Raw genomic sequence first — 19,688 nt, 5'->3', positions numbered from 1 at the left:
TGCCGAACCATGCCCCACCGCCAACAGACAAGCCATGCCACGACAAGCCGCAGCGCCCTGCGCCGGGGCGCCATCTTCGCGCTGCTCTGGTTGGCAGCCGCCGAAGGCAACCTGAACGCCTGGCCGCTGGCACTGGCCGGCGTTGCCGGTGCCACCGCCGCCAGCCTGTGGCTGCTGCCGGCGAAGACCCTGCTGCCGATCTCGGCCGGCGGACTGCTCCGTTTTCTCGTCTGGTTCGTCCGCCAGTCGCTGGCCGGCGGCATCCAGGTCGCCGGACTGGCATTGCAGCGGCAACCGGCCCTGCGACCGGCGCTGATCGAAGTACCGCTGACCCTGCCCCCGGGGCTGCCCCGCCTGCTATTCACCGCCGCCCTTAGCCTGATGCCGGGCACGCTCGGCGTGCGCCTGCAGGGCGACACGCTGCTCGTCCATGTCCTCGACCGGCGGCAACCGCTCGCCGACGATGCCGCCCGCCTAGCCAATCGCGTCGCCGCCGTCTTCAGGGAGGCACGATGAACCTCGACATCGCTACGCTCAGCCTGGGACTGGCCATCTTCCTGCTGCTCAACCTGATCGCCGCGTTGTGGCGGGCAGCGCGCGGCCCGACCCCGGCCGACCGCATGTTGGCGGCGCTGCTGTTCGGCAGCACCGGCGTCGGCATCCTCGTCCTGCTGGCCTTTGCCGGCGGTCATCCGGCACTGGTCGACGTCGCCCTGACGCTGGCCCTGCTCGCCGCCATCAGCGGCATCGCCTTCGCCCAACGCGCCTGGCAGAAACCGGGAGAGGAAGACGATGCTCCTTGACCTGCTCTCCGCCCTGCTCCTCCTCGCCGGCGCCGCGTTCTTCTTCGCCGGCACCGTCGGCCTGCTGCGTTTTCCCGACATCTACACCCGCCTGCACGCGCTGGCCAAGGCCGACAACCTCGGGCTCGGCTGCGTGCTCGCCGGGCTGGCACTACAGGCTGACAGCCTGGCCGTGGCGCTCAAGCTGCTGGCGATCTGGCCGCTGGCACTGATCGCCAGTGCCGCCGTCGGCTACAGCATCGCCCGCCGCGCCGAACGCCTGGGCGTCGCGCCCTGGCAGGAGCGGCAACCATGAGCACCGCCTTCGACCTGTTGCTCGCCGCCGCGCTGCTGTGGAGCGCCTGGCGCACGCTGGCGACGCCGCAGATCGGCCGGGCGGTGATCCTGTTCATCGTCTTCGGCCTCTTGCTGACGCTGGCCTGGGCGCGTCTCGACGCCCCCGACATCGCGCTCGCCGAAGCCGCCATCGGCGCCGGCCTGACCGGCGCCCTGCTGCTCGACGCGGTCGCCGCGCTGCGCGCCCGCCGCCCGGACGACGAGGAAGGCCAATCATGAAAGCCCTGTGGCGCAGCCTGACCGTTGTCGCCCTGCTCGGCCTCGCCGCCGCGCTGCTGGTCGCCGTCCTTGGCCTACCGCCGGCACCGGTCAAGCTGGCCGGAGAAGTCGCCACCAACCTCGGCGCCAGCGGCGTCAGTCACCCGGTCACCGCCGTACTGCTCAACTTTCGCGGCTACGACACCTTCCTAGAAGTCGCCGTCCTGATCATCGCCTTGCTCGGCATGCTCGCCGCCGGCCTGCCGCCGCCACCACCGACCGGCAGCCGCAACGCCATGCTGCCGACCCTGGCCCGCCTGGCCGTGCCGCTGATGGTGCTGGCCGCCGTCTATCTGCTGTGGGCCGGCGCCTTCCGCCCCGGCGGCGCCTTCCAGGCCGCCGCCGTGCTCGCCGCTGCGGCCGTGCTGCTGCACCTGGCCGAAATCCTCGCCCCCTGGCCACGCGACCGGCGCGGCCCCCGGCTGGCAATCGCCGGCGGCTTCCTGCTCTTTCTCGCCATCGCCGCCGCGCTGCTGGCTAACGGCGGCCTGCTGCGCTATCCGCCGGAACACGCCGGCCTGCTGATCGTGTTGATCGAGAGCGGATTGACCGTCTCGCTGGCGGTCAACCTGGCGGCCTTCTTCCTGCTCCGGGCGGACAAGACATGAGCGCCGGCCTGATCTACGCCGCCACCGGCTGCCTGCTGTTCGTCCTCGGACTCGGCGGCGTGCTGCTACTCAAGGCCTTGTTGCGCCGCATCCTCGCCTTCAACCTGATGGGCAGCGGCGCCTTCCTGGTCCTGGTCGGGCTGGCCCAGCGCGACGGCACGCCGGACCCGGTGCCGCAGGCCATGGTGCTGACCGGCATCGTCGTCGCCGTGGCCGCCACGGCACTGGCGCTGACCCTGGCCCGGCGCTGGCACGCGCTGACCGGACGCGAGGACATCGCCCGCGTCGGCGACGCCGGCAGCCGGGCGCGGCGCATGGCCAACGACAGACGGAAGGTCGGCCGATGACCCCGTTGCTCGATCCGCTCGCCTGGCTGATCCTGCTGCCGTTGTTGTGGGCAACGCTGGCCTTCCTCGCCGCCGACCGCCATGGACCGATGCTGGCACTGGCCGGCATCGGCGGCCAGCTGCTGTGCGTCATCGCGCTGGCTGGCGACGTTGCCAGTCACGGCAGCATCGGCCACCTAGCCGGCGGCTGGGCCGAGCCGCTGGGCATCCGCCTGGTTGCCGACGGCCTGTCGCTGGTCATGCTGCTGCTCACCCAAGGCGTCGCGCTGACGCTGGCGCTCTACGCCCGCAGCTATTTCAGCCAAGCCACGCCGCCCGCCTTCTGGCCGCTGACCGGCTTCCTGCTGGCCGGCATGAACGCGCTCTTCCTCTCCGGCGACCTGTTCAACCTCTACGTGACGCTGGAACTGGTCGGCCTGGCCGCCGTCGGTCTGGTCGCTGCCGGCGGCGGCGCGGCGCAGATCGCCGCCGCCTTGCGCTACCTGCTGGCGACGCTGGTCGGCTCGGGCGCCTACCTGTTCGGCGTGGCGCTGATCTACGGCAGTTACGGCACCGTCTCGGCCAGCCTGCTCGGCAGCCTGATCACCAGTGAGGCGCCGCTCGCCGTGTGGCTGGCCGGCGGCCTGATGCTGACCGGGCTGCTGCTGAAAACCGCCCTGCTGCCCTTCCACTTCTGGCTGCCGCCGGCCCACGGCGGCGCCCCGGCGCCGGTGTCGGCGCTGCTCTCGGCGCTGGTGGTCAAGGCCTCGTTCTACCTCTTCCTGCGTCTCTGGCTCGGCCCCTTCGCCGCGCTGAGCGAGGCCCTGCCGGCGCTCGCCCAGGTGCCGGCCGCGCTCGGCGCCACCGCCATCCTCTGGGGGTCGTGGCGGGCCATCCGCGCCGACCGGCTGAAGATGCTGGTCGCCTATTCGACGGTCGCCCAGCTGGGCTACCTGTTCCTCATCTTCCCGCTGCTCGGCACCGGCGCCCTGGCGCTGCAGGCCGGCATCCTGCAGGCGACGGCGCATGGCCTGGCGAAGGCGGCGATGTTCGTCGCCGCCGGCACGCTGATCAAGGTCGGCGGCAGCGACCGTGTGCTCGGCGTCGCCGGTGCCGCCGCGCATCTGCCGGTGAGCTTGTTCGCTTTCGCGCTAGCCGGGGTGACGCTGATGGGTCTGCCACCGTCGGGCGGTTTCCTGGCCAAGTGGCTGCTGATCGACGCGGCGCTCGCCGCCGGTCAACCGTGGATTGTCGTCGTCGCGCTCAGCGGCGGGCTGCTTGCCGGCATCTACGTCTTCCGCGTGCTGCGCCTGGCTTTCCGCCGCCCGACCACGCACGATGACGTGCCGCTGCCGCAGCGGCCGGCAGCGCTGCTCGAATGGACGGCGTTCGCGCTGGCCGCCGGCAGCGTGCTGATCGGCCTGGGCGCGGCGCCGCTGCTCGCCCTGATCGCCGGAGTCCAGCCATGACCAGCAACCAGTGGCTGCCGCTGGCGGTGATCGCCTCGTCGCTGTTACCGGGGCTGATCATCTTCGCCCTGCCGGAAAAGCGCGTCGCCCTGCGCACCGCGCTCAACCTCGCCGGCGCGCTGGCCAAGGCCGGGCTGGTCGGGCTGCTCATTGCCGGCGTCGCCGCCGGAGAGGAATACGGCCTGCGCCATGCCATCGCCCCCGGCATCGAAATCGTCTTCAAGGCCGACGCCCTGGCCCTGCTCTTCGTCACGCTGTCGGCGGTGCTGTGGCTGTTCACCACGCTGTACGCCATCGGCTACCTCGAACACGCGCCGCATCGCAGCCGTTTCTTCGGTTTCTTCAGCCTGTGCGTCACCGCAACCATGGGCATCGCCATGGCCGGCAACCTGTTCACCTTCTTCGTCTTCTACGAGTTGCTGACGCTGGCCACCTTCCCGCTGGTCGTCCATCGCGGCACGCCGCAGGCCATGCGCGGCGGCAGCATCTACCTTGCCTACACCCTGGCCGGCGGCGCCGCGCTGCTCGCCGGCATCGTCTGGCTCGACCACCTGGCCGGCCCCGGCGAATTCACCCAGGGCGGCCTGCTCGCCGCCATCCCGGGGCTGGACCCGCTGACCCTTCAGCTGATTTTCGCGCTGCTGATCGCCGGGGTCGGCGTCAAGGCCGCCATCGTCCCGCTGCACGGCTGGTTGCCGCAGGCGATGGTCGCGCCGGCGCCGGTCTCGGCGTTGTTGCATGCGGTCGCCGTGGTCAAGGCCGGCGCCTTCGGTATCGTCCGCATCGTCTATGAAATCTACGGCATCGAGTTCGCCCAGTCGCTTGGCCTGCTCCTGCCGCTGGCCGTTATCGCTGCCGTCACCATCCTCTGGGGCAGTAGCCGGGCGCTGTTCCAGAACGACCTCAAGAAGCGGCTGGCCTTCTCGACCGTCAGCCAGGTTTCCTACATCGTCCTCGGCGTCGCGCTGTTCGGGCCACTCGGCACCATCGGCGGCCTGGTCCACCTGGTCCATCAAGGCATCATGAAGATCACCCTGTTCTTCTGCGCCGGCAATTACGCCGAGACCCTGGGCATCCACAAGGTCAGCGAAATGGACGGGGTCGGCCGGCGCATGCCGCTGACCACGCTGGCCTTCAGCATCGGCGCCCTGGGCATGATGGGTGCGCCGCTGACCGCTGGCGCGGTGAGCAAGGCCTGGCTGTCCGACGGCGCCAGCGCCGCCGGCATGGACTGGGCGATCTGGGTGCTGTGGGGGTCTAGCCTGCTCAACGCCGCCTATTTCCTGCCCATCCTCCACCGGGCCTGGCTCAAGCTGCCGCCGCCCGACTGGCCGCACGAGGAAATCCACCCGGTCGGCCGGCGCGAAACCGCCTGGCTGCTGCTTCTGCCGCCGCTGTTCACGGCCGTGTTGACGGTCGCCGTCGCCCTGTTCGCCGATAGCAGTTTCAGCCCGCTGGCCTGGGTACGCTTGATTGCCGAGCGGGAATACCCGAACATCTCGCCATGAACCTGAATTCCCTCTTCGCCGCACGCCCCAAACCGCTGGCCCAGATCGGTATCTGGGCAGCCGCCATCGTCGTCACCGGCCTGGTCGGTTACCTGCGCATGAACAGCCCGGCCAGCCATGAATTCCACCTCTTTTTCCTGCTGCCGATCGCCGCCGTCGCCTGGTTCATCAGCCTGCCGCGAGCTGCCATGCTGGCCGTGCTGGCTGCCGTGCTGTGGTACCTCGCCGAACGGCAACTGAGCGCCGGCGGACTAGAACGCGGTCCGCTGCTGTTCAACACGCTGCAGCGCCTCGTCCTGCTGGTCGGCTTTGCCTGGCTGCTCGACCGCCTGCGCAAAGGGCTGGGCCAATAAGCGTGAATCCCTTCCGCAACCTTGCCGCCGGCACCTGGTTGCAACTGCTGGCCATCGCCATCGGCGGCTGGTTACTGGCCATTGTCCTGACCCATGTTGATCGGCAACAAGTCGAAGCACTTGACCTGCAACAGACCGAGACGCAGTTGCGCTCCGCTGCCCTGCGGCTTGAGCGCGACCTGCAGAACCACAAGCAGATTCACTACGATTTCGCCGCGACCCTGCCGCCCGACCTCAACTTCGACGAAGCCCGCCTGCGCGAACTCTCCGACAAGCTGATCAACGAACACCGCAACATCATCAACCTGACGCTGTCGCGCCATTACGAAGTGGTTTTCGTCCATCCCTTCGCCGGTAACGAAGCTGTCCAGGGGATGAATTACGCCAACCGGCCCTACATCATGACCGGCATCGAGCGCATGCTGGCCGTCCGCGACACGGTGCTGACCGGGCCTATCGACCTGGTACAGAGCGGCCGCCCCGGCCTGGTCAGCCGCACACCGATCTATTTTTCCGTCGGCGAGGGGCAGGCAGAGGAATTCCGGGGCGTCGTCTCCTCGGCCATCGATCTCGACGGGGTGCTCGCCGATGCCGGCCTGATCGGCCGCGACAGCAGCTTCACCCTGGCCATCCGCGGTCGCGACGGCGCCGGTGCGAGCGGGGAAGTATTTTATGGAGACCCGGCGCTGTTCAAGCAGGCGCATGTTGCCATCGACGTCCATCTGCCCGGCGGCGAATGGCGCCTGGCCGCCAAGCCACTGGCCGGCGACCCCTACAACACGCTGCGCCAGTGGCTGACCCGCGGCGTGATTGCCTTGCTGACCCTGGCCCTGATGCTGCGTCAGTTGTTCCGCCACCACAACGACAACCCGGTGACTCGAGTCGGCCGCATCGGCCTGCGCACCTTCCTGATCGGTTCCCTGCTGCTCGTCCTGTTGCCCATTGTCGTCGTCAGCGGCTGGATTTCCTACGTCAATGCCCGCCAGGCCGCCGACCGCTTCGCCCAGAACATGGCCGACGCACTCGGCGAACGCATCCATGACCGGGTTGCGGCCTTTTTCGAAGTACCCAGACGGGTTGTCGCCTTCAATGTCGAGCAAGCCCGCGCCGGCTTGCTTGATCCCGATCAGCGCGAGCGGATGATGCAGGACTTCCTCCTGCAGATCCGCCAGCAACCCCTGCTGACCTTCATCTCCGCCGGCATGACCGACGGCGAATACTATGCCGGCAGCCGGCCACCACTCGGTGCCGACCGCGGCCTGCGCCTGCTGCATGCCCGCATTGCCGACAACCGGAGCATGCACATTTACCGGGTGGACGATGCAGCCCGGCCAACCACACTGGTAACCCAGACCAACAACGCCTTCGATGCGCGCACCCGTCCATGGTTCGTTGCCGCCCGCGAAAACGGCCGCATCGCCTGGTACCCCGCCTACCGCTACGCCATCAACGACGCCCAGGGCGCTTACGACACCATGGGCATCGGCATGTCGTCGCCGCTCCACGATCCGGCCGGTCGCTTCATCGGCGTCACTACCGCCGACGTCGCCCTGTCCCAACTATCGACCCTGCTTGCCGAAATGAGCGAGGACTCCGGGGGAATCGCCTTCCTCGCCGAAAGCGACGGCAAGCTGCTGGCCAGTTCCAGCAGGCACCCGATCTACCGGACCAACGGAGAAACGATCCGGATCACCCTGGCCGGCAGCGACGATCCCCTGCTGCGCGCCGCCGGAGAGACCATGCGCGACGACGGCAAGCCCGAGGGCAGCGCCTTCGTGCTGGTCGACGAAAAGCGCTATCTGGTCGACTGGCGCCGACACCAGCTGGAACAGGGACAAGTCCTGAACATCGGCCTGATCCTGCCGCAATCGCATTTCGACACGCTGGCCAGCAGCATGCTGCAGAACGTCATCTACCTCGGCCTGCTGGTCACCGGTTTCGGCATATTCATCGGCCTGCTCGCCAGCGACTGGATCTCGCGCCCGCTGATCCGCCTGTCCGGCGCCGCTGCCGGCATCGCCGCCGGCAACTGGCGCCCGACCGGCGGTGACAGCACGCCCTTGCGCGAAGTCTCCAGCCTCTACGAAGCCATCGACGACATGGCCCGGCAACTGCGCGACCACACCGACAGCCTCGAACGCCAGGCCGCCGAACTGCGCAGCGGCAACGAGCGCATGGAAATCGAAATCGCCGAGCGGATGCGCTCGGAAGCACGCATCCAGGCACTCAACGTCGACCTGGAGATTGCCAACCAGACCCTGCAGCAAGCCAAGGAGGCTGCCGAGTCGGCGAACAAGGCGAAATCCGCCTTCCTCGCCAACATGAGCCACGAGCTGCGCACCCCGATGCACGGCATCATGGGCATGGTTTCGCTGGTCCGCGCCCGGGTGGCCGACCAGAAGATGCAGCACCAGCTGGACCGGGCCATGGAGGCAGCCAATCGCCTGCTGCTGATCCTCAACGACATCCTCGACCTGTCGAAGATCGAAGCCGAGCACCTTGGCCTGGAAAATGCGGAATTCCGTCTCGAGCAGGTACTCGACAACCTGGCTGACCTGCTAGGTCACAAGGCTGCCGAAAAACGCCTCGAATTCCGCATCGACCCGCTGCCATCCGACGCTACCGGCAACTTCAGCGGCGATGCCCTGCGGCTCGGCCAGGTACTCACCAACCTGGCCGGCAATGCCGTCAAATTCACCGAACGCGGCGAAGTCGTCGTCAGCGTCTCGGTCCTCGAATCGACCGCCGACGACAGCCTGCTGCGTTTCGCCATCCGCGATACCGGCATCGGCATCGACGCCGAGCACGTGCGCCGGCTGTTCAATGCCTTCGAGCAGGCCGACAGCTCGACCACGCGCAAGTATGGCGGCACCGGCCTCGGGCTGGCGATCAGCAAGAAGCTGGTGCACCTGATGGGCGGTGAAATCGGGGTGGACAGCGCACCCGGCCGGGGTAGCTGCTTCTGGTTCACCATCCGCCTGCGCAAGGCGGCCGCCCATGCGCCGCAGCCCGCCACCATCGTGCCCGAGGAATCGGCCGAAGCCCAACTCAGCCGGCGCCACCGTGGCTGCCGCATCCTGCTCGCCGAAGACGAGCCGATCAACCAGGAAGTCACGCTCGGCTTGCTGGAAGAAACGGGGATACGCATCGACCTCGCCAACAACGGCCAGGAAGCTGTCGATCTCGCCCACCAGACGCACTACGCATTGATCCTGATGGACATGCAAATGCCGCTGATGAACGGCATCGAAGCCAGCCGCGCCATCCGCGCCGACAGCCTGAACCGCGACACCCCGATCCTGGCCATGACCGCCAACGCCTTCGCCGAAGACCGGCAACGCTGCCTCGACGCCGGCATGAACGACCACATCGGCAAACCGGTCATCCCGGAACAACTGTTCGCCAGCCTGCTGCACTGGCTGGATGCCAACAACGGAAGCACGGCGTGAGTCCGAACAGGTTTTGATAACACGTCGGTAGAGAAGTCGAAGCTGATAAAGTACCCTTAGAAAAAAAAGACCAGACCCACCAAAGGAGCCATGAATGTCGGGAAGCGGAATACCAGCCTGGCGGCATTGGCTAGTTGCCAGCCTGTTGCAATTCGTTCTGACAAGCGGACTGTTTGCGGCCCAGGAAGTCCCCCGGGTGCTCGTTTTGATGTCTTACCACCACGGCTACACTTGGGAGGACCGCATCCTCGATGGTTTCGAGGAGTGGGGTGGTGTCATGGCAGCTCGCCCAACGCTGCATATCGAGTGGATGGACACCAAGCGCCGCCCCGATCAAGACGCACGCCGACACTTCGCACGCTACCTGAGCGAAAAATATGCCGGGCAAGATTTCGACCTGGTGGTAACGGTTGACGACAATGCGCTGGAATTCGCCGTTCATCAGGAAAGATTTGCCGGCATACCCATCGTGTTTTCCGGCATCAACAACGACCCAGGCCAGATCATAGGTAGTCGGTCCGGTGTCACCGGCATCGCCGAACGATTCGATTTCACACGAACTCTCGACTTGGCCCTGCGCCTGCACCCGGAGGTCAAGCGACTGGTATTCCTGACCGCAGAGGACGAGTCGGGAGCTGGCATACGACAGCATGTCACCGAAGCGCTGACGCAACTAGGAACTGGAATTGCGGTGGAACACTGGGTAACGCGCAACCTTGCCGAAGTCGAGGGGCGCCTGCCGCTCCTCGGCGAGGACACCCTGTTGTTCGCCCTGGGAGCTCAACCTCGTATCGACGGCGGACGACCTTATGGCCCAGAGGAATTGGTCGCCCACGTGCATGCTCGCACCACCCGACCGGTCTACTCCGATCTAGACGCCACCGTCGGCCTCGGTGCGTTGGGCGGCTACATGAACAGTGGACTGGAAAACGGTCGGTTGATGGCGCGCATGGCGCAGCGAATACTTGCAGGCGAAGCGCCGGAATCAATTCCCATCGTCTATGAAACGCCCCTGGCAAAGCTGTTCGATTACCGGGAACTGCACCGGTTCGGCATCTCCGAACGAGCCTTGCCGCCGGGAAGCCAGATAATTAACCGACCGCCTTCAATGTTCGATCCGGAATACCGCAGCACCTTGCTCGGCTTTCTTGCCGTCATTGTCGCACTTATTCTGGTGATCGCTGGGGTGCTGATCCGTAGCCGCATTCTCGCTTCGCGCCACGCAGCCCTGCACTACCAGGCAACCCATGACGATCTGACCGGATTGCCGAACCGTGCTTGGCTCAGCGAGCAACTCGCCCAGGGGAAATGGGGTTCAGGACACACCATTGCGCTGGTGATGGCGGACGTCAACCGCTTCCAGCTTATCAACGATACCTATGGCCACTCCTTCGGAGACGAGGTGGTTTCCTCTGTTGCGGAACGATTGTCCAGCCTTCTCGATGGACGGAGCCAGCTTATCCGCTTCAGCGGTGACGCCTTCGTCATCCTGCGGCAATTAGATGAAACGAACGATCTGGCAACACTTTGTCACCAGTGCGAGCGCGTACTGAGCGAACCTTTTCACGTCGCAGGACACCGTTTGTCGGTAACGGCAGCGTTTGGTGTGGCCCGGTGCACTACAGGAGAAGTGGATCGAGACCGTCTGTTGCGCGAAGCGGATACCGCCATGCACGAAGCCAAACGGGAACGCGGCAACCAAGTGGTGGTGTTTGACCGAAATATTCACGAACGCGCGCTACGCCAATTCCGTCTCGAAGCCTGGCTGCCCAATGCCGTGGCCAATGGCGACATCCAGGTGTATTTCCAGCCCATCGTCGAAAGTAACACGCAGGGGATAGCAGGCTTTGAAGCCCTGGCTCGCTGGCAGCACCCGGAATTGGGCTGGGTTCCGCCGCCAGAATTCATTCATGCGGCCATCGAAACCGGTTGCATCCGCGAGCTGACGCTGAGCATGCTGCGTTCAGCCAGCAGGGCTTTCATCCCCTATCTGGCAGCACCCTCAGCCCCCTACCTGGGGGTGAATGTCTCGGTCAGCGACATCAATGCCGAAGATTTTCCCGAGCGCGTCGCTGCCATCCTGGCCGAAGAAGGCATGCCGGCTGAGCGACTGATTCTGGAGGTGACCGAGGACATGCTGCTTGGCGACAGCGGTGGCGTCACCGAAGTATTGAGGCGCCTGCGGGAACTCGGCTTGCGGATCGCCATTGACGATTTCGGCACCGGTTATTCGTCGATGAGCTACCTGTCCAGCTTCATGGTGAACATCATCAAGATCGACCAGTCCTTCATCCGCAACCTGACCGTAAGTTCATCGGACCAGAAGATCGTGCGTGCGATCGTGTCGATGGCGGCGGATCTGGATTTGAGGGTGGTCACCGAAGGCGTTGAAACGCCCGAGCAACTAGCATTGCTACAACAGATGGGCTGCCGGCTGCTGCAGGGTTACCTGTTTGGACGACCACAGCCGGCGCATAGCTGGATCAACGAGAAAGGCCTGACCGAAAAACCGTATCAGCCTCCCCCGAGATAAGAAAACGCTTACTCGACGCCCTGCGAGGCCAGATAGTCCTCGTAGCCGCCCAGGTAATCGACGATGCGGCCGTCGCCCTTGACTTCGAGCACGCGAGTGGCGAGCGAGGAGACGAATTCGCGGTCGTGCGAGACGAAGATCAAGGTCCCCGGGAATTTCTCCAGGCCGCTGTTGAGCGCTTCGATCGATTCCATGTCGAGGTGGTTGGTCGGTTCGTCGAGCACCAGTACGTTCGGCTTCTGCAGCATCAGCTTGCCGAACAGCATGCGACCCTGTTCGCCGCCGGAGATGACGTTGACAGCCTTCTTCTGCTCGTCGCCGGAAAACAGCAGGCGACCGAGGGTGCCGCGCACCAGAGTTTCCAGATCGCCACCTTCCTCGACCGAGGCGCGGGCGTAGCCGACGATCCATTCGGTCAGGCTCTGGGTGCCGGCGAACTCGGCGCTGTGGTCCTGGGCGTAGTAACCGGTCTTGGCCTTTTCCGCCCACTTCAGCGTGCCGTATTGCGGCTGCAGTTCGCCCATCAGCAACTTCAGGAAAGTCGTCTTGCCGACGCCGTTCTCGCCGATCACGGCGATCTTCTCACCGCCGTTGATGGTCAGCGTCAGGTTGTCGAATATCTTGCGCTCGCCGCCTTCGTAGGCAAAAGTCAGGTTCTCGATCTCGACGGCCTGGCGGTGCAGCTTCAGCTTCTCGTCGTATTCGAAGCGGATCCACGGATACTGGCGCGACGACGGCTTCACGTCTTCCGGCTTGAGCTTGTCGATCAGCTTCAGACGGCTGGTTGCCTGCTTGGCCTTGGAGGCGTTGGCCGAGAAGCGGCGGACGAAGGTCTGCAGTTCGGCGATCCGCTCCTTGGCCTTGGCATTGGCCTGCGACTGGCGCTCGCGGGCCTGCTGCGCGGCTTCCATGAAGTCGTCGTAGTTGCCGGCGTAGGTGGTGATCTTGCCGTAGTCGAGGTCGGCCATGTGGGTGCAGACCTGGTTCAGGAAGTGGCGATCGTGAGAGATGATGATCATCGTCGAATCGCGGTTGTTGAGCACCTCTTCCAGCCAGCGGATGGTGTTGATGTCGAGGTTGTTGGTCGGTTCGTCGAGCAGCAGGATGTCCGGGTTGGCGAACAGCGCCTGGCAGAGCAGTACGCGCAGCTTCCAGCCCGGGGCGACTTCGCTCATCGGGCCGTTGTGCTGGCTGGTCGGGATGCCGACGCCGAGCAGCAACTCGCCGGCGCGCGATTCGGCGGTATAGCCGTCGTACTCGCCGACCTTGCCTTCGAGCTCGGCGGCGCGCATGTAGTCATCTTCGGTCGCTTCCGGCTTGGCGTAGATGGCGTCGCGTTCCTGGATCGCGCTCCACAGTTCTTCGTGGCCCATCATGACCACGTCGAGGACGCGCATGTCCTCATAGGCGAACTGGTCCTGGCGCAGGTAGGCCATGCGCTCGTGCACGTCCTTGGAGACGTTGCCGGCTGAAGGCTCCAGCGCCCCGCACAGGATCTTCATGAAGGTCGACTTGCCGGCGCCGTTGGCGCCGATCAGGCCGTAACGATAGCCCTCGCCAAACTTGACATTGACGTTTTCAAAGAGGGGCTTGGCCCCGAATTGCATGGTAATGTTGGCAGCAACGAGCACGACGATTCCGATCCGGCAAGTATTTCAAAAGAGACGGGATTTTACCCTTTTTGCGCGCCGGACCGCGGCCGGCGGCCCCATTTTTGTGCACCGCGGTGTAACATCGCGGCCGACAATAACGCGCAAAAAACCCTGGAGACAGCACCATGGTCCCCCATCTCACCACGGCCCTGACCGGCCCGCTACTCGAACTCGAACGGCGCTTCCTCGAAGCCAGTCCGCAGATCGAACACTGGCTGCGCGGACAGTGGCTGGAACACACCCCGCCCTTCTACTCCTCGGTCGACCTGCGCAATTCCGGCTTCAAGCTGGCGCCGGTCGATACCAACCTGTTCCCCGGCGGCTTCAACAACCTCAACCCGGCCTTCCTGCCCCTGTGCGTGCAGGCCGCGATGAGCGCGATCGAGAAGTTCTGCCCGGAAGCCCGGCGTCTGCTGCTCATTCCCGAGAACCACACGCGCAACCAGTTCTACCTGCAGAACGTTGCCCAGATCGCCGCCGTGCTCAAGCAGACCGGGCTGGAAGTGCGGATCGGCTCGCTGATTCCCGACCTCACCGGACCGACCCCGGTAGACCTGCCGAACGGCCAGCAGCTGCTGCTCGAACCGCTGGTGCGCAACGGCAACCGCGTCGGCGTCGCCGGCTTCGAGCCCTGCGCCATCCTGCTCAACAACGACCTGTCGGCCGGCATCCCGGAAGTCCTCGGCAATCTCGACGAACAGTACGTGCTGCCGCCGCTGCACGCTGGCTGGGCGGTGCGCCGCAAATCGAATCACTTCGCCGCCTACGACCAGGTCGCCAACGACTTCGCCCGCGAAATCGGCATCGACCCGTGGCGCATCAACCCGGCTTTTTCGGTCTGCCGCTCGATCAACTTCCACGAACGTCAGGGCGAGGAATGCCTAGCCGCCAATGTCCAGGCCGTGCTCGACATCGTCGCCGAGAAGTATCGCGAATACGGCATCGCCGAAACCCCCTACGTGGTCGTCAAGGCCGACGCCGGCACCTACGGCATGGGCGTGATGACGGTGCGCAACGTCGATGAAGTGATCGCCCTCAACCGCAAGCAGCGCAACAAGATGAGCGTGGTCAAGGAAGGCCTGGAAGTCTCCGAAGTGCTGATTCAGGAAGGCGTGCACTCCTTCGAGACGGTCAATGAGGCGGTCGCCGAGCCGGTCATCTACATGATCGACCGCTACGTCGTCGGCGGCTTCTACCGCGTCCATACCGGCCGCGGCAAGGACGAGAACCTCAACGCGCCGGGCATGCACTTCGAGCCGCTGGCCTTCGAGACCGGCTGCAACCTGCCCGACTACCGCTGCGGCAACCCCGATTCGCCGCCCAACCGTTTCTACGCCTACGGCGTCGTCGCCCGCCTGGCCTGCCTGGCAGCGGCGGTCGAGCTGGACAATACGCAGCCGGGGTCATGATCCAGGTCGAGATTGCCGCCGACTGGCGGGAAAACCCGCCCCCCGACACCTTCGTCGCTACCGGTGCCGACGCCTGGACGATCTCGCTCCCGGAAACCGATGCCGCCTCGCGGCTGGCCGCAGAACTGGCCCGGGTTCCCAACGCCCGGCTATTGTCACTGTCGGGCACCACCCTGGCAGTACTCGTCCTGCTCGTCCCGATCAGCCTGTTCGCCGTCCTCGGCAACGGGATCTATGACCTGATCCTGGACGAACAACCCTCGGCCCGGCTGATCCTGGTCGTACTTGCCTCGCTCCTGGCCTACGTCGTCCTCGCCGCCATCGCTGCCCGTTCCAAGCGCATGTCCCTGTTGTCACAGGAACTGGGAGAAATGGTCGACGGGTTCCGCGACATGACTCACCGTTTCCACCTGCGGCCCGCCAGAATCATGCGCCAGGCTCGGGCCTGGGCCCGCCTGCGGCAACTCGACAAAGTCCGCCGGATCGATGTCTGGAATCCCGGCCTCGCGTCGACTGTCGATCAGGCAGAAGTTTTCTGGGACATTCTGCTGCCGCTTTTCCGCGAGCATCTGACCTCCGGGAGCCGGCTCCGGCTGCATGTCCGCAACGATGAAATGACAGGCGTCTGCCGGGCGCTGGAAGCGCAATCCGGGATCAAGCTTCAGGTGATCGAATCAGCTTCCCGAAGCGCTGGCGAAACCGCACCCATCACAGTCCTGAATGCAGGCGAATTGCGCCTGCTGCACTTGATGCGTGTCGCTTCCTTCCCGCTGCAGCAGCTCATGCGCTGTCCACTCAGCGCCGACAGCGGTCCGGCATGCTTTTCGGAAAATGCCTTCCTGCGCCTGACGCAGCACTTTGCCACCGATCTGCCGCAAGATTTCGTTTATCGTTTCCTCGCTCGCTGCCGCAACGATTACGCCTATCTCGACCCGCACCCGGACCAGATCGAAATCCTCTGCCTGTCGCCCGCGCTCGCTGCTGCCATCGCTCCCGAAGCCTCGCAACTGGCGGCACAGGCCCGACAGCTACTGCTCAGCGACCCACGCCGCTTTGTCCATGACGGCGACCCGACCACCCTGCTCTACACGATCAATGGCCTGGCCGTACTCCATGACCAAGCCGCCGACTCCACGCAAGTGCAGCAATCGCTCAGGCAGCAGATGCGCCTGCTGGTCGGGGAAACAATCACCGGCCTGGATCGAGGCGAACACTACCCGCTGTTTGCCCACCTTGCCCGCCAGGAATTTGCCGATGGCCCCGGCGCAGGTCAGATCGCCCGGCGACTGCCGCGCGTAATCGCCGACCACACACCCCTTCGTCCTGTTGCCGAGGAAGTGCAAGCACTGACCCGGTTCAACGCATTTTCCCCGGACATCCTTGCCCGGCTTGCCCGCCTGCTCGAAGTCAGTGGCTATTACGCCGCTGCCAGCGCCATCTGGGACAAACTCAGGAATCTCGATCCGTTGCCCGCCGGTATACGTCTGGCCCGTCTACGGGAACGCCAGGGCGATGCTCGCGGCGGCCTCGCCATCATCCGCCCGATCCTGGCATGCAACAGTCTGGCGCAACGTCCGGACATTCATGTCGCGGCATTGCTTGAAGCCGCATGGCTGAACTATTCGACGGGAGACAGCAGCCTGCTCGCGCAAGGTTTCGCCTGGCTCGATACCGTCGGCCAGCTGATGGAACGTCACCCGGGCGAAGCAGAGGCGTGCTGGCGCTATCACAACTACCGCGCCCTCTATCTCGATGCCGATGGCCGACAGGCCGAAGCCATCGCGGAAAACCGCATGGCGCTCGCCATTCCCGGAATACAGCTCAAATGGTATAGCGGCTCGCTGACCAATCTTGCCTACGTCAGCCGCAAGTACGGACTCAAACAACGCCAAGCCGACACCAAGCACGCCCTGACCCTGATCGCCGAATCAATCGAATACGCAACGCTGGCTGTCGACCTCAAGCGACGCATCGCCGACATCGATGAATTGCCGGTCGCCCTGCACAACCTGGCCCTCGCCCACCTGTGCCGGGCACTGCTCACCGACCCACAGTCGACAAACGAAACCGCGCAGCAGGCACGCACGATCATCGACGAAGGACTGAGCCTGCTGGAACGTACCGGTTCGAGCAAGAAACGCTTTGCCCTGCAACTGGAAAATGCCCTGGCCTGCGGTCTGCTCGATCAGGACTGGCGCACCGCCCTGGCACGTGCCCGCGAGGCACCGGCCAGCGAACGGGAACTGGCCTGCGCGGCAGGCATCGAACAGCACGAAGATGGCTTTGCCGCGCTGTGTGCTGCGGTCCTTGACCTGGAAATCCTTGATTGAGTGGCGCATGAAACTCTTCGTTTACGGCTCCCTGCTCGACCCTGTCAGCGCCGAACGCGCCCTGCACCGGTACACCTCAGCCGCCGATCTGTTGCCGGTACGCTTGCCAGGGTATTGCCTCAGCTGGGATTCGATCCACACCATTCATGTCGACAGCCTTGGCCGGGAAACACCGGCCAGTTTCCTGAATCTTCAAGTGGATGGCAGCGGGCAATGCCTGGGGGCGCTGATCGAGATCAACCCGGAAGAACTGGCCAGACTGATTCAGCGTGAAAAGGGCTACGCCCTGACCGCAGTGTGTTGCAGCACCGCCGCCGGACAAGCTGTCGACGCCATCACCTTCATTGACGAAAGACGCCCCCCTCCACCGCTGCCGCCAGCCCCGGCCGGCTATCTGGAAAAAATCCGACGTGGCCTCGCGACGATGGCAACGGAATTCGCCACCGCCTACCTGGCCGAATTACCGCCTCCCCCACAACCCCTGCTGACCGGCAACTATCACTTCGTTGATAGCGGCCAGCGGGCGAGCACCTGACCGGAGAGCGCGATGCAACTGAGTTTCGCCAAGGAAATCTCGGGCAAGGGGGCCAGCCTGTCGCTGGCCTTTGTCGTCGATCCGCTGAGCACCCGAAAAGCTTTCAACGACCCCGGCGTGGCCTTGATGCGCGCGGCGCAGAGCCACGGTCACGAGGTCTTCGCCATCGAAGCCGCCTCGCTTGGCTGGCGCAAGCCGGAAGCCGGCCATCCGGGCGGCGTCTTCGGCGAGTTGATCCACCTCCACCTGCGGCCGGACGACCACGACTGGTACCGCGAAACCGGCCGCGAATGGCGGCCGCTGAAAGGCCTGGACGCGGTCATCGTCCGTCTTGACCCGCCGCTCGACCGCGAATTCCTCGCCGCCACCTGGCTGCTGGAGCGGGCCGAAGCCGACGGCGTGCGCGTCATCAACCGGCCGCGTGCGCTGCGCGAGCATGCGGAAAAGGTGGCCATCACCGAGTTTCCGCAATTCGCGCCGAGCAGCCTGATCAGCCGCGACATGGGGCAGATCCAGCATTTCATCGACGAACAGCGCGATGTCGTCCTCAAACCGCTGGACGGCTGCGGCAAGGTGCCGGTTTTCCGCGTGCACCGCAACGATCCCAACCGTAACGTCATCGTCGAGACGCTGACCGACCACGGCAGCCGCACGATCATGGCGCAGATCCACCTGCCCGAGATCGGCCAGGGCGACAAACGCATCCTGCTGATTGCCGGCAAGGTCGTGCCCTGGTGCCTGGCGCGCATTCCCAAGGCCGGCGAGACGCGCGGCAGCCTGGCCGCCGGCGGCACCGGCGTCGCCCAGGAAGTCAGCGCCCACGACCGCCACCTTGGCGAAACCCTCGGCCCGCTACTGCTCAAGCGCGGTCTGCTGATCGTCGGTCTCGACGTCATCGGCAACGCGCTGACCGGCATCAACGTCACCCACCCGGCCGGCATGGTCGAAATCCGCCAGCAAAGCGGTTTCGATTCCGCCGGCGCCTGCATCACTGCCATTGAACACGCATGCGGACTCTCCTGATCGCCCTCCTTTCGCTGACCCTCGCCGCCTGCGGCAAGGCGCCCCTGCAGGAACAGCAGGCCTTCGTCTTCGGCACCCGGGTCGAGGTCATCGTCGTCGACGCCGACCCCGAACAGGGCCGCAAAGCCATCGCCACGGTGCTGCGCGAATTCGACCGCATGCACCGCGCCTATCACGCCTGGCAACCGTCCGAACTCACCGAGGTCAATGCCGCTTTCGCCGCCGGCCGTTCGCACCCGGTCAGCCCGGAGATGGCCGAATTCATGACCGAGGCGCAGGCGCTCGCGGCGCAGGGCGATTACCTGTTCGACCCGGGCATTGGCGGGCTGATCAAGCTGTGGGGCTTTCACGCCGACGAATTCGAGGCGCGCCTGCCCGATCCCACCGCCATCGAGGCCTGGCGCGGCCAGCGCCCGTCGCTGGCCGACCTGATCATTACCGGAACCACGGTATCCACCCGCAACCCGGCGCTGGCCCTCGATTTCGGCGGCTACCTCAAGGGCGTCGCCCTCGACCGCGCCGCCGCCATCCTGCGCGAACAGGGGATCCGCAATGCACTGATCAACATCGGCGGCAATGTCCTCGCCCTGGGCAGCAAGGAAGGCCGCAAATGGCGCATCGGCATCCAGCACCCGCGCCAGCCCGGCCCGCTGGCCACGGTCATGCTCGACGACGGCGAGGCCATCGGCACTTCCGGCGACTACCAGCGCTACTTCGAACTCGACGGTAAGCGCTACGCCCACCTGATCGACCCGCGCACCGGCTGGCCGGTCGATCACACCCAGGCGCTAACCGTGCTCATCCCGGCCAGCGCCAAGGCCGGCACCCTGTCCGATGCGGCGTCCAAGCCCATTTTCGTCGCCGGCCCCGATGGCTGGCGGGCGATGGCCGACAAGATGCAGACGCCGCTGGTCATGCGCGTCGACCGTGACAACCGCATCTTCGTCACCGAGGCCCTGAACAAGCGCCTGGAATACATCGGCAAGCCGCCGGAAATCACCGTGGTGCCCTGATCTTTCCTTGAAAGGCCAATGCCGCTCCGTTATGCTGGCGTAGCAACGAAAAACAATAAAACTCACTGGCAGGCGGGATAAGG

Annotated in this window: 17 protein-coding genes; 16 read left to right on the top strand and 1 reads right to left on the bottom strand. The window is 65.3% G+C overall.

The annotated features are described in order from the left end of the window. Positions 1 to 9 precede the first annotated feature (9 nt). The 11 genes from G471_RS18190 (at position 10) to G471_RS18180 (ending at position 11,643) form a co-directional block, all read left to right on the top strand. On the top strand, positions 10 to 516 hold the full coding sequence (locus tag G471_RS18190) for a Na+/H+ antiporter subunit E (protein WP_051295224.1): 507 nt from the start codon (positions 10 to 12) through the stop codon (positions 514 to 516). Then, positions 513 to 803 (top strand): MrpF/PhaF family protein, encoded by a 291-nt coding sequence (locus G471_RS0102395; RefSeq protein ID WP_051295223.1) that lies wholly within the window; start codon positions 513 to 515, stop codon positions 801 to 803. The genes G471_RS18190 and G471_RS0102395 overlap by 4 nt, the downstream gene beginning before the upstream one ends. After that, positions 793 to 1,098, top strand: coding sequence for a cation:proton antiporter (locus G471_RS0102390; RefSeq protein WP_028993916.1), 306 nt, complete (start codon positions 793 to 795; stop codon positions 1,096 to 1,098). Before G471_RS0102395 ends, G471_RS0102390 begins: the two co-directional genes overlap by 11 nt. Beyond that, complete coding sequence (locus G471_RS19305; protein ID WP_028993915.1) at positions 1,095 to 1,358, top strand: Na(+)/H(+) antiporter subunit B; 264 nt, start codon at positions 1,095 to 1,097, stop codon at positions 1,356 to 1,358. Before G471_RS0102390 ends, G471_RS19305 begins: the two co-directional genes overlap by 4 nt. After that, on the top strand, positions 1,355 to 2,005 hold the full coding sequence (locus G471_RS0102380; protein ID WP_043420629.1) for an MnhB domain-containing protein: 651 nt from the start codon (positions 1,355 to 1,357) through the stop codon (positions 2,003 to 2,005). The genes G471_RS19305 and G471_RS0102380 overlap by 4 nt, the downstream gene beginning before the upstream one ends. Then, positions 2,002 to 2,352, top strand: coding sequence for an NADH-quinone oxidoreductase subunit K (locus G471_RS16430; protein ID WP_081700066.1), 351 nt, complete (start codon positions 2,002 to 2,004; stop codon positions 2,350 to 2,352). The genes G471_RS0102380 and G471_RS16430 overlap by 4 nt, the downstream gene beginning before the upstream one ends. Further along, positions 2,349 to 3,800, top strand: coding sequence for a complex I subunit 5 family protein (locus tag G471_RS0102370; protein ID WP_028993913.1), 1,452 nt, complete (start codon positions 2,349 to 2,351; stop codon positions 3,798 to 3,800). The genes G471_RS16430 and G471_RS0102370 overlap by 4 nt, the downstream gene beginning before the upstream one ends. Beyond that, on the top strand, positions 3,797 to 5,308 hold the full coding sequence (locus tag G471_RS0102365) for a complex I subunit 5 family protein (RefSeq protein WP_028993912.1): 1,512 nt from the start codon (positions 3,797 to 3,799) through the stop codon (positions 5,306 to 5,308). Before G471_RS0102370 ends, G471_RS0102365 begins: the two co-directional genes overlap by 4 nt. Then, on the top strand, positions 5,305 to 5,661 hold the full coding sequence (locus G471_RS19010; RefSeq protein WP_028993911.1) for a hypothetical protein: 357 nt from the start codon (positions 5,305 to 5,307) through the stop codon (positions 5,659 to 5,661). Before G471_RS0102365 ends, G471_RS19010 begins: the two co-directional genes overlap by 4 nt. Positions 5,662 to 5,663: 2 nt before the next feature. Beyond that, on the top strand, positions 5,664 to 9,110 hold the full coding sequence (locus tag G471_RS18185; RefSeq protein ID WP_051295222.1) for an ATP-binding protein: 3,447 nt from the start codon (positions 5,664 to 5,666) through the stop codon (positions 9,108 to 9,110). Positions 9,111 to 9,204: 94 nt separating this feature from the next. Further along, positions 9,205 to 11,643, top strand: a complete 2,439-nt coding sequence (locus G471_RS18180; RefSeq protein ID WP_081700064.1) for a putative bifunctional diguanylate cyclase/phosphodiesterase — start codon at positions 9,205 to 9,207, stop codon at positions 11,641 to 11,643. Positions 11,644 to 11,651: 8 nt separating this feature from the next. Here G471_RS18180 and G471_RS0102345 read toward each other — a convergent pair whose 3' ends face one another. Then, entirely contained in the window at positions 11,652 to 13,274 is a 1,623-nt protein-coding gene (locus G471_RS0102345) for an ABC-F family ATPase (RefSeq protein ID WP_028993910.1), read from the bottom strand. A gap of 146 nt (positions 13,275 to 13,420) precedes the next feature. Here G471_RS0102345 and gshA point away from each other — a divergent pair, with 146 nt between their 5' ends. The 5 genes from gshA to G471_RS0102320 are packed head-to-tail and all read left to right on the top strand — an operon-like array spanning position 13,421 to position 19,605. Beyond that, positions 13,421 to 14,704 (top strand): glutamate--cysteine ligase, encoded by a 1,284-nt coding sequence (gene gshA, locus G471_RS0102340; protein ID WP_028993909.1) that lies wholly within the window; start codon positions 13,421 to 13,423, stop codon positions 14,702 to 14,704. Beyond that, complete coding sequence (locus G471_RS0102335; protein WP_028993908.1) at positions 14,701 to 17,034, top strand: tetratricopeptide repeat protein; 2,334 nt, start codon at positions 14,701 to 14,703, stop codon at positions 17,032 to 17,034. Before gshA ends, G471_RS0102335 begins: the two co-directional genes overlap by 4 nt. Before the next feature lie 7 nt (positions 17,035 to 17,041). Further along, positions 17,042 to 17,569 carry a gamma-glutamylcyclotransferase family protein gene (locus tag G471_RS0102330; RefSeq protein WP_028993907.1) on the top strand — a complete coding sequence of 176 codons (528 nt, stop codon included), beginning with the start codon at positions 17,042 to 17,044 and terminating at the stop codon, positions 17,567 to 17,569. 12 nt (positions 17,570 to 17,581) lie between these two features. Beyond that, positions 17,582 to 18,592 carry a glutathione synthase gene (gshB, locus tag G471_RS0102325; protein WP_051295220.1) on the top strand — a complete coding sequence of 337 codons (1,011 nt, stop codon included), beginning with the start codon at positions 17,582 to 17,584 and terminating at the stop codon, positions 18,590 to 18,592. Next, on the top strand, positions 18,577 to 19,605 hold the full coding sequence (locus G471_RS0102320; protein WP_028993905.1) for an FAD:protein FMN transferase: 1,029 nt from the start codon (positions 18,577 to 18,579) through the stop codon (positions 19,603 to 19,605). The genes gshB and G471_RS0102320 overlap by 16 nt, the downstream gene beginning before the upstream one ends. The last annotated feature ends 83 nt before the right edge of the window (positions 19,606 to 19,688 follow it).

This window comes from Azonexus hydrophilus DSM 23864, assembly GCF_000429605.1.
Taxonomy (GTDB): Bacteria; Pseudomonadota; Gammaproteobacteria; order Burkholderiales; family Rhodocyclaceae; genus Azonexus; species Azonexus hydrophilus.
The sequence above is the reverse complement of the archived record's forward strand: the minus strand, read 5'-3'. Positions and strand labels throughout refer to the sequence as shown.

Excerpts from the sequence above, each read along its gene's own strand:
- G471_RS18190 (WP_051295224.1), top strand. The coding sequence starts at position 10 with ATGCCCCACCGCCAACAGACAAGCCATGCCACGACAAGCCGCAGCGCC.
- G471_RS0102395 (WP_051295223.1), top strand. The coding sequence starts at position 513 with ATGAACCTCGACATCGCTACGCTCAGCCTGGGACTGGCCATCTTCCTG.
- G471_RS0102390 (WP_028993916.1), top strand. The coding sequence starts at position 793 with ATGCTCCTTGACCTGCTCTCCGCCCTGCTCCTCCTCGCCGGCGCCGCG.
- G471_RS19305 (WP_028993915.1), top strand. The coding sequence starts at position 1,095 with ATGAGCACCGCCTTCGACCTGTTGCTCGCCGCCGCGCTGCTGTGGAGC.
- G471_RS0102380 (WP_043420629.1), top strand. The coding sequence starts at position 1,355 with ATGAAAGCCCTGTGGCGCAGCCTGACCGTTGTCGCCCTGCTCGGCCTC.
- G471_RS16430 (WP_081700066.1), top strand. The coding sequence starts at position 2,002 with ATGAGCGCCGGCCTGATCTACGCCGCCACCGGCTGCCTGCTGTTCGTC.
- G471_RS0102370 (WP_028993913.1), top strand. The coding sequence starts at position 2,349 with ATGACCCCGTTGCTCGATCCGCTCGCCTGGCTGATCCTGCTGCCGTTG.
- G471_RS0102365 (WP_028993912.1), top strand. The coding sequence starts at position 3,797 with ATGACCAGCAACCAGTGGCTGCCGCTGGCGGTGATCGCCTCGTCGCTG.
- G471_RS19010 (WP_028993911.1), top strand. The coding sequence starts at position 5,305 with ATGAACCTGAATTCCCTCTTCGCCGCACGCCCCAAACCGCTGGCCCAG.
- G471_RS18180 (WP_081700064.1), top strand. The coding sequence starts at position 9,205 with ATGTCGGGAAGCGGAATACCAGCCTGGCGGCATTGGCTAGTTGCCAGC.
- gshA (WP_028993909.1), top strand. The coding sequence starts at position 13,421 with ATGGTCCCCCATCTCACCACGGCCCTGACCGGCCCGCTACTCGAACTC.
- G471_RS0102335 (WP_028993908.1), top strand. The coding sequence starts at position 14,701 with ATGATCCAGGTCGAGATTGCCGCCGACTGGCGGGAAAACCCGCCCCCC.
- G471_RS0102330 (WP_028993907.1), top strand. The coding sequence starts at position 17,042 with ATGAAACTCTTCGTTTACGGCTCCCTGCTCGACCCTGTCAGCGCCGAA.
- gshB (WP_051295220.1), top strand. The coding sequence starts at position 17,582 with ATGCAACTGAGTTTCGCCAAGGAAATCTCGGGCAAGGGGGCCAGCCTG.
- G471_RS0102320 (WP_028993905.1), top strand. The coding sequence starts at position 18,577 with ATGCGGACTCTCCTGATCGCCCTCCTTTCGCTGACCCTCGCCGCCTGC.